The sequence below is a fragment of the Actinocrinis sp. genome (genome assembly GCF_035650855.1).
Taxonomy (GTDB): Bacteria; Actinomycetota; Actinomycetes; order Streptomycetales; family Catenulisporaceae; genus Actinocrinis.
In genome coordinates this window covers 1-9,918 of the sequence record NZ_DASRGV010000163.1, presented here as the reverse complement: position 1 = coordinate 9,918, position 9,918 = coordinate 1, and the positions used below count along the sequence as shown (strand labels likewise).

Annotated in this window: 4 protein-coding genes and 2 pseudogenes; 2 read left to right on the top strand and 4 right to left on the bottom strand. The window is 68.7% G+C overall.

From position 1 onward, the window contains the following. Together VFB40_RS12255 and VFB40_RS12250 are read right to left on the bottom strand one after the other, a co-directional pair. The coding region (locus VFB40_RS12255) for a hypothetical protein (RefSeq protein WP_324850058.1) at positions 1-1,758 on the bottom strand (1,758 nt) is incomplete at its 3' end. Between the two features lie 161 nt (positions 1,759-1,919). After that, positions 1,920-2,945 carry a LacI family DNA-binding transcriptional regulator gene (locus VFB40_RS12250; RefSeq protein WP_349261450.1) on the bottom strand — a complete coding sequence of 342 codons (1,026 nt, stop codon included), beginning with the start codon at positions 2,943-2,945 and terminating at the stop codon, positions 1,920-1,922. Between the two features lie 159 nt (positions 2,946-3,104). Between VFB40_RS12250 and VFB40_RS12245 the strand changes: the two genes are divergently transcribed. Further along, complete coding sequence (locus VFB40_RS12245; protein ID WP_324850054.1) at positions 3,105-5,081, top strand: discoidin domain-containing protein; 1,977 nt, start codon at positions 3,105-3,107, stop codon at positions 5,079-5,081. A gap of 202 nt (positions 5,082-5,283) precedes the next feature. Here the strand turns inward: VFB40_RS12245 and VFB40_RS12240 are convergent, their stop codons facing one another. Next, the gene (locus VFB40_RS12240) at positions 5,284-8,172 is read right to left on the bottom strand and encodes a COR domain-containing protein (RefSeq protein WP_324850052.1); all 2,889 of its coding nucleotides are present in this window, start codon (positions 8,170-8,172) and stop codon (positions 5,284-5,286) included. Between the two features lie 266 nt (positions 8,173-8,438). Further along, positions 8,439-8,612 (bottom strand): annotated as a pseudogene (locus tag VFB40_RS28550) (YegP family protein); the annotation flags it as partial. Positions 8,613-8,887: 275 nt separating this feature from the next. On the opposite strand from VFB40_RS28550, the pseudogene VFB40_RS12230 reads away from it, so the two are divergent. Next, positions 8,888-9,918 (top strand): annotated as a pseudogene (locus VFB40_RS12230) (hypothetical protein); the annotation flags it as partial.

Below are 9,918 nucleotides of genomic sequence, written 5' to 3'. Positions count from 1 at the left end.
CACGGTCTCGGTGGTGCCGTTGACGCTGACGACGTCGTACCCTGCGATGCCCGTGCTGCTCGTCGACGCGGCCCAGCTCAGGTTGACCGAGCTGGAGGTGACACCGGAAGCCGTCGGCGTGCCGGGCGTCGTGGGCGGCGTGACGGTCGTGCCGGGCTGCAGAGTAATGACCGCGGCGCTGTACGGCGCGATGGTCTGCGAGGCAGCGGTACCGCTGGCCGCGGTGGTAATGGATGTGCCGGGCGGAGCCAGCGTGGCCACGCTCGGAGCGCCGGAGGCCGGAGTGAAGCCGGTGTAGCCGAGCCCGACCGTGTAGCTGTTGCTCGGGTCGTCGTTGACCAGGAGGACGCGCACCGAGCCGTCCGCGGCCTTGACGGCGTACGACTTGACCAGCGACTGGCTGGAGGTTGCCGAGACCAGCGTGTCACCGGGGTGGATGAACTTGCTGAGCAACTGCATGCCGTAGTAGGCGGGGAAGGGAGTGTCGGCCGCCGGCTCGCAGACCTGCGCGCCGTTGAGCGTGCCGCAGCTCCCGTCCGCCAGCACGCCGTAGTCGCCGTACGTCGCGGTGCCGTAAAGCGAGGAGCCGTTGTCGCCGGTGGTCACGATGCCGTTGTGGATCTGCCACCAGTCGACGCTGGAGACGCCGTTCTGCAGCCAGCCCAGATAGTCCTGCTCCAGATACAGGGCATTGACGATGCTGAGGGTCTGCTTGCCGGGGTTCGAGGACACCGAGTTCGTCTCGGTGATCATGATCGGCACGTTGGCGCTTCCGCTGTACTGGCTCAGCGAGGAGCGCAGGCTGGAGACCATCGTCGGGATCTGCGAGGTGTCGCTGAGCAGGCCGGAGTCGGTCGGTCCGGGCGGGGTGACCGTGCTCGGGTTCTGCGGGTACCAGTGCACGTCGGCGAAGCCGATCTGGTTGCCCAGCGCGGAGAGCACCGTCTGGTTCCAGGTCTGCGGGCTCGCGCTGTTGGTCACGCCGTCGGGCCAGTTGCCGGGCGCGGTCAGCACGACGCCGATGACGATGCTCGGGTCCACCGCCTTCATGGCACTGATATAGGCCTTCACGTTCTGCGCGTAGACCGCGGGGCCGCAGTTCGTCGGGCTGGTGCTGGACGAGCAGTGCTTGTCCGGTTCCCAGCCGGTGCCACCGTAGGTGCCGTTGCCGTAGATCTCGTTGCCGATTTCCCAGTACTTGATGCCGTAGTTGTGCGTGACGTTGGCATACCGCACCCAGTCGGCCGCGAACTGCGCACCGGTCTCGGCAGGGCTCTGTGTCGCACCGACGGTGTCACCGGTGCCGTAGTTCACGGTGACCATGCCCTGTGCGCCTGACTGGTTCAGCAGCGTGACGTACTGGTCGAAGTTGACCGACTGTGCCTGGCCGGAGAGCACGTCGGTGTTGTTCTTCCAGTTGTACGTGTCCGACGAGGTGCCGCCCGGGAAGCGGATCAAGCCGATCCCGGCGTTCTTCATCAGTCCGGGCACGGCGGCGTCGACCAGCTTGCTGTCGTAGACCGAGCCGTTGGTGCCGATCCCGGTGGCGGGCACGGTCGCGAGGCTCTGCCCCGTGTTGACGCTGACGGTCGCGGCGCTCGCCGCGTTCGGTGTCGCGGCGGTGGCCGGTGCGGATGCCGCCGCGAACGCGGCCGCCGCCGCCACCGGAAGCACGGCCGCCGCGAGCACACCGCGGCGTATCCGAGGTCTTGTATCAGCCTGCGCGCGCACCGGGTCAGTGCGCCGTGCGATGGTCATCGACGGTGCCCTCCATCGAGTGGGGAATGCAGCTCAACCGGCCTTTCCCGGCCGAAACGGCAGGATTGGGTCCGATGGCGCTGATCGTCAAGGGCGTGACCGGGCCGTCGATCACCGTGCAGTCCAGCCGAGGGTGGCCGCCGAAACTTACGCGCCCGGCCTTAGCGGACCGGCGCTGGACCGGTGGAGCCGCGCACCACCAACTCGGTCGCCAGCTCGACGTGCAGCGCGTCCACCTGGTGGCCGTCCAGCAGCCGGATCAAAAGGCTGACAGCCATCCGGCCCATCTCGGCCAGCGGCTGGCGGACCGTGGTGAGCATCGGACTGGTCGCCTGGGCCAGATCGATGTCGTCGAAGCCTGCGACGGACAGATCCTCCGGCACCCGCAGCCCGCGCTGCGCGGCGGCGGTGAGCGCGCCGACCGCGGCCTTGTCGTTGAAGCCGATCAGCGCCGTGGGCCGCTGCGGCAGATCGAGCAGCGCATTCGCGGCCTGATACCCGTGACGGGTGGTCGGCTCGGTGGCGCGCACCAGCTCGGGTGAGGGCAGCACGCCGGCCTCGGCGAGCGCCGAGGCGTGCCCGGCCAGCCGCGCCTCGCTGGCCAGCCAGTTGTCCGGCCCGGCGATCACCCCGATCCGGCGGTGGCCGAGCCGCGTCAGGTGCGCGGTCAGGCTGCGGGCCCCTGCGAAATGCGCGGCGGACACGGCGGCGATGTCGCGCGGCATCGCAGTGCGCGGATCCACCACGACGAAGGGGAAGCCGCGCCCGCGCAGCGCGACCAGCTGCTCGCTCGGCTCCGGCGGCAGGATCACGATCGCGCCGCCGATCCCGGCCCGCGTGGGCAGCGTGGGCAACACGGCGGCCTGCTGCGCCGCCTCGCCGGCATTGAGAATCAGCGTCCTGCCGTGCAGCTCCAGCGTCTCGGCGATCGAGGAGACGATGAGCCCGAAGTAGTCGGTGAGCACGTACGGGCAGCGCACGAAGACCGCGCCCTGCCGTACTGCGGCACGGCCGGTCGTGTCGGTCTGCGCGCCCAGCTCCGCGGCGGCCCGCCGCACCAGGTCGCGGGTGCGCGGCGCGACATTCGTCTGCTCGTTGAGGACCCGCGAGACGGTGGCGATCGAAACGCCGGTGTGCGCCGCGATATCGCGGACCGTCACCCGGCGCGGCGTCGCCGGGCTAACCATGCGCCACCGCGCGTGTTACAGCACCGCGTTTCATGGTCGCAGCATACCGGTGTCCGACTACCCGTTGACAGTTGCTGGAACCGCTGGTTTTCTACGGCTGTCGTGAGTGTTCCAAGGTTGTTACATATGTTACACGGCGGCACGACAGGAAGGACAGACATGGCCCGCTCCAGGCTCATCGCGGCTTCGCTGGGCACGGCGATCGCCGCAGTCGGCGCCTCGGCCGGCGCGTCGGCGGCGAACACGCCGGACCACGCAGGCGGCCCCGCCGCGGTCGCCGCGCACGTCTGGGTCACCACCCCGGACGGCACCGACAAGCTCAGCGACCTCGGCACCGTTCCCTTCACCAGTGCGCCGACCAGTGCGCCAACCGTCGTGGTCGATCCCACCCAGACCTTCCAGACCATGCAGGGCTTCGGCGGCGCCATCACCGACTCCTCCGCCTCCGTGCTCTACGGGCTCGCTCCGGCCGCGCGCACCGCGACGATGCGCGAACTTTTCGACTCGGCGACCGGCGACGGCCTGGACTATCTGCGCCAGCCGATCGGCGCCTCCGACTTCGTGACCACGGCCGCGTACACCTACGACGACCTGCCCGCCGGACAGACCGACTACCAGCAGCGGCACTTCTCCATCGCGCACGACCAGGCGCAAATCCTCCCGCTGCTGCGCGCGGCGAAGGCGATCAACCCGCGCCTCCAGATCATCGCGACACCGTGGAGCCCGCCGGCCTGGATGAAGACCGGCGGCTCGCTCGACGGCGGCCGGTTGATCGACGACCCGCGCATCTACCGCTCCTACGCGCTGTACCTGCTCAAGTTCATCGAGGCCTACCGCGCCAACGGCGTGACGGTGAACGCGATCACCGTGCAGAACGAGCCGCAGAACCGCACGCCCAACGGCTATCCGGGCACTGACATGCCCAGCTGGCAGGAGGAGAAGGTCATCGACGACCTCGGCCCGATGCTGCGCGCGGCCGGCCTGGACACGCAGATCTTCGCCTACGACCACAACTGGACCGAGCACCCGAACGACGCCGCCGCGACGCCCCCGGACGAGACCGGGGACATCGACGCGTACCCCCAGAACGTGCTCTCCTCCTCGGCGAGCCGCTGGGTGACAGGTGTCGCCTACCACTGCTACTACGGCGACCCGAGCGCGATGACCGCTCTGCACAACCAGTTCCCGGGCAAGGCGATCTACTTCACCGAGTGCTCCGGCAGCCAGTCCTCGAACCCTGCGAACACGTTCTCCGACACGCTCAAGTGGCATGCCAGGAACCTGATCATCGGCGCGACCCGCAACTGGGCCGAGACCGCGATCAACTGGAATCTCGCGCTGAACCCGGACGGCGGCCCGCACGTCGGCGGCTGCGGCACGTGCACCGGCATCGTCACGGTCGCGGCGGACGGCACGGTGACCAACGACGCCGAGTATTACACGCTCGGCCACCTGGCCCGCTTCGTGCGGCCGGGCGCGGTGCGGATCGCCAGCACCTCGTTCGGCACGACCGGCTGGAACGGCCAGGTGATGGACGTGGCGTTCCGCGACCCGGACGGCACGACGGTCCTGGTCGCGCACAACGAGAACGACAACCCGCAGACCTTCGCGGTGCGCGAGGGCGACCAGGCGTTCACCTACACGCTGCCCGGCGGCGCGCTCGCGACGTTCACCTGGCGCGGCACCCCGACCGGCGCGTACGCGCTCCGGCAGGTCGACCCGGCCGGCTGGACCGCGACCGCGCAGCCGAACGGCCCGACCAGCCCCTGCTGCACCGGCGACGTGGCCGCGAACGCCGTGGACGCCGACGCGAGCACCCGCTACTCGACCGGCGCCGCTCAGACTCCGGGCCAGTACCTCCAGGTGGACTTCGGCAAGCCGGTCCGCGCGAAGCAAGTGGTCTTCGACACCGGCGCATCGACCGGCGACTACCCGCGCGGCTACGCGATCGCGACGAGTGCGGACGGAGCGACCTGGACGACCGCGGTCGTCAACGGTCAGGGCACCGGCCAGTTCACGACGGCAAAGCTGACCGGCGCGCCAGTGCGCTACGTCCGCATCACGCTGACCGCATCGAGCGGAAGTTGGTGGAGCGTCGCCGACGTCCGCGCCTACACGTCGGGCTTCGGCTGGTAGTCGCGCCGCTACCGCCGAAGCCTGACACGGTGTTGGGCAGTGGGCGCTGGGCCCAACTGGCGCCGCGTCAGAGTTGGCGTCGCGTCCAGCCCAACACTGCGGAGCCGGGTACGCCGCCTCGCAACCGGCGTACCCGGCTCCATCCGTCTGCCGCCGGTGTTCACGACTGCTGGCACGGTTTCCGATTGCCGGCGGAACCGGCTCACGTCTCCCGCGGATACCGGTACTGCTTCGCGTGGTACTCGCACACGAACACGGCTTTGCCCTCAGGAGTGACCATCGGAGCCAGGCCGCCCCACGGATCGCTGCCAGGCGGCGCGATCGCGTCGAGCGAGCGGCGCAGCGCCCGGAAGTCCGCCAGGTCGTAGGCCCGCCGCAACGGCGCGTGATCGCCGAAGGCCAGTTCCCCGGACAGCTGTGCCGCCGCGGGCGATTCCTCGCCGATGACCTTGGGTAGCGTGTCCACGACCTCCTTCATGATCTCGAGCTCCTCGGCGAGGCGTTCGTCCGACCACAGCTCGGCGACGTACTCCTGCGCCGCCGCCGGCTCCGGTCCGATGAGCGCCTTCGTGACTCCGATCGCGGGCCCGATCAGCGGAAGCGCGTGCTGGAGGATGGGAAGCAGGACCCGGAGATAGGGCGCACACGCGTTGAGCCACTCCGGCTTGTTGCCGAAGGTGAATATCCCGCGGCCGCGCTCCAGCGGATGCCACGCGCCGGGCTGCTCGCAGAACAGCCGCAGCGTGTACTCGGTCCCGAAATGCAGTTTCTTCGGGCGCCTCGTGAGGGTGAAGACGCTTGGGCACAGGTCTGCCTGGGCGTTCTGGATCTCGGAGATCGTACGCTGATAGTCGAATGTCTGGAGTTGAAGGCCGGTGACCTTCTTGACGCTCTCCTTGATGGACCGGATGTCTTCCGCCAGCAACGTCTGGCTGGCGGCGCGCAGCCCGTACATCAACCGCTCGACGGGCACCTCGTCGCTCGTCCGCTGGCATTCCACGGTGAGGCGCTTTCGAGCCACCACCTTCTTGAGGTACGACTCCTCAAAGACGTGACTGCACTGACCGCCGCTGTCCTCCTGGCACGGACACGGGACATTGACGGTCCAATTCAGGTAGGGGTAACGCTGCCGCAAGGGTGACAGCAGCCCGTCCTTGAGCACTGACATGAATCCGACCGGAGCGACCCCGCGCACGGTGAGCTCGACGGTGCCCTTGTTGTCATCCGCGATCACGAGCGCGTGACAACCCGAATCGAAACGGTCGTAGAGCAGTGCTCCGTAGCGCCAGTGCTTGTTGACGGTGAAGCGGTGCTCGCGGGCGATGAACCAGGTCGGGATGCCGGCGAGCAGGACCGGCCCGCCGAAGCCGATGACAAGCCGCAGTTCGTCGGCGCCCACCGCGTCGCGAGCCGCGGCCCACATCGCGCCGTAGTCCGGCGGATCGTGCGGCAGCCGGTCCACGATCAGGCAGAGGTCGTCGTGGTTGGTGGAGTCCACCCGGTACGCGAGATCGAACGCCTCCATGAGACCGATGAGATGGCTGCGCAGCGCCGGATCGGTTTGCGGCCAGGCCTTTTGGAGCTCAGATCGGCTCAGCAGCCCCTCACGGGCGTGCACGTCCGCCGAGTCGAGGATCTTGGTGACATGTCCGTCCACCCACGAGGGATGCAAGACGACGGTGTCGGCGATCTCGGGTTCGTCGGCGAAGTGCAGGACCTCGCCGCGGTAGTGCAGCGCGGCGAGGAGTGTGCTGCGGCTCACGGAATCGGCGAGCCCGGCGCGCTGCATCGCGTCGTCGACGGCAACGAGTGGAGCGTGGTTTCCGGGCAGCTCCACGATGGCCTCTGCCGCGTCAAGCCAGGTCTTCGGCCAGCGCTGACCCATGAGCGGCAGTGCGGCGGCGTGTTCGGCGATCGCGGTGCGCAGTTCGTCGATCCCGAGCCGGTCGGGTGACGGCTCGCAGTCCACGTAGAAAACCTGCGGCACGATCTGCGGGAAGTCACTGCGCAGCGTCGCGATCGGAAGCCCGTGCCGGTGCTCGCGCGCGTTCGTGCCGACCAGCAGGATCGGCGAGGACCCGGCGCGCGCGGAGATCGCTTTCAGCCACTCGCGCATCTGACGGTCGTCCCATTCCTCGCGGCAGTTGAAGAGCAGCAGGAAGAGCGACTGGTCGGTCATATAGAACCGGTGCGCCGAGCGGTACGTGCGCTGACCGCCGAAGTCCCAGGCCGCGAGGCGCATGGTCACGCCCTCGCGGGTGGGGTGCGGGAGGCAGAGCTCGGAGATGTTCACCCCGTGGGTCATCGGTTCCGCGGCGTCATGCGGCTGTTTCAGCAGCGCCTTGACGAGCGAAGTCTTGCCGGACTTGGCCTCACCCGCGACCACGATCTTGCAGCGCCACTGCTCCTCGCCGCCGTTTTCGTCTTCCAGGGATCGGAGGTAGGCGAGGATGGCCCCGAGCCCTTGGGCCACGATCTCCGGAGGCGGTTCGACGAGGCCGGCAGGCGGGTCGAGCTGATGCAGCCGGCTGAGGCGGGCCAGTGAGGCCGGCAATTGAGTGATCTTGGTCCCGGTCAGGTCCAGCATGCCGAGCTGACTCAGTTCCCCGATCCACTCGGGCAGTTCCGTGACCGGTGTGCTCATCAGCCGGAGGATGCGCAGCGACTTCAGCTGCCGAAGTTGCGGCGGGAACTTGGTGAAGGTGGCGTCTGTCAGGTCCAGGAATCGCAGCTTCTCGAGGTTGACGATCGAGTCGGGCAGGCCGCTCAGGCCGGTGAGCCCCAGATAGAGGTTCTCCAGTGCGCTCAGCTCGCCGATCCAGGCGGGCAACTCCTCGAGCTTGCAGCCGATCGCCGACAGGTGTCGCAGATTGCGCAGCGGTCGCAGGCATGGCGGCAGCCGAGTGAGCAGCGTCCCGAGTACGTCGAGCTCGACGAGATCGGTCAGCTCGGCCAGCTGCGGAGGCAAATCGGTGATCTTGAGCTGGCTGAGATCGACCTCGGCGTGCTTCCTGCGCCGCGCGGTCTCGACGCGCTTGAGCGCTTCGCGTTCGTCCTTCGTCAGGCTCTTGACGTCGTCCCAGTTCGGCACGCGGCCCCTCCCCAGAGCGCTTCAGACTCCTGTTTCGATCCTAGGGGCGTGTCTCGCGGCCGTCAGGGAAACGCAAAGAGCCGGGTACGCCGGCTTGGGTTCGGCGTACCCGGCTCCGTTTGTGCCCGGAGCGTTGCTGGCTAGTGGTGGGCCATGTGCTCCGCGGACATCGGCGCTGACGCTGTCGGCGCCGCGGCCGGCTTGGTGGTCGCCTTGGGCGCGGGCTTCGGTGCCGGCTTGGGCGACGGCTTGGCCGAGGCGGCCGTCATGTCCTGGACTGAGGCCTCCGCGGCGTGGCGCCGGATCGAGTCGATGCCGTTCATCGCCGCCGTCTTGGACTCGTAGGCTTCGCCGACCGCGATGATCTCCCCGTTGCCGGCCTTGAGGCGGAAGCGGAACTTGCCCTTCGCGTCTGTGTAGAGCTCGAACTTCCCGGCCATGCCCTGTCCTTTCTGTCGCTGGGCGATGACAGATCGAGACTCGCCGCCTTCCCGGCGGGGCGCACGGCGGCCGGTCCATGCAGGTGACCCGGCGGCGCGGCGCCATCTCTTGACACGCCTGTAACGCAAGTGTTCACTGTCGCGATGGAGAGCGCTCTCCGCCGCCGGTTGGTCAGCCAGAGCGCCGATCCGGGACTTTCGGGGGGTCCGAGCTGCACGTTCCTGAAGTACCGTTCAGCACGCTTGTCACCGGAATCGTTTACGGAGCTGTGAACATGATCAGACCTCGATGGCTGGCGGTAGCAGTCGCCACGTTGGCTCTCGTCGCGGGCAGCGCGGTCACCGCGGGTGCCGCGAACGCCGCGTCGTCGGCGCAGGGCACATCGGCGCAGGGCACATCGGCACAGGGCGCGACCGGACACGACCTCTCGATCCCGGGGCTGCGGACCGGCGGCAGCCTCGGCCCGAACGTGATCGTGTTCACCCCGGACATGCCGCAGAGCCAGATCCAGACCACCCTGGACAACCTGGCCGCCCAGCAGGTCCCGAACCAGTTCGGCAGCCAGCGGTATGCCGTGCTGTTCGCGCCCGGCAGCTACGGTTCAGCCGCCGACCCGCTGGTCTTCCAGGTCGGCTTCTACACCGGCGTCGCCGGGCTCGGCCTGAATCCGGGCGACACCGTGATCAACGGCTCGATCGACGTGTACAACCAGTGCTTCGCCCCGAACAACTGCGTCGCGCTGGACAACTTCTGGCGCTCGGTGTCCAACCTGACCATCAACGTGGCTGGCCAGTCCGGCTGCAAGGGCAACACCGAGTTCTGGGCCGTCTCGCAGGCCGCGCCGCTGCGCCGGGTGCACGTCAACGGCCTGGTGAGCCTGATGGACTACTGCGACGGCTCGCCGGACTACGCCAGCGGCGGCTTCATCGCCGACTCGCAGTTCACCGGCAGCACCGTGATCAACGGCTCCCAGCAGCAGTACATCACCCGGGACAGCGCGCTGGACGGCTGGACCAACGGGGTGTGGAACCAGGTGTTCTGCGGCGATTCGGGCGCGCCCGCGCAGAGCTTCGCCTCGAACTCCGGACTCTCCGGCGGCCCCGCGCCCTACACGACGCTGGCCACCTGCCCGGTTACGCAGGAAGAGCCGTATCTGTACCTTGACTCCGCCGGCAAGTACCGCGTCTTCGTGCCGTCCGTGCAGCACGACTCGAGCGGGCCGACCTGGTCCGCCACGACGCAGACCGCCGGGACCTCGCTGCCGCTCAGCTCCTTCTACGTGGTCAACCCGAGCAGCACGGTCGC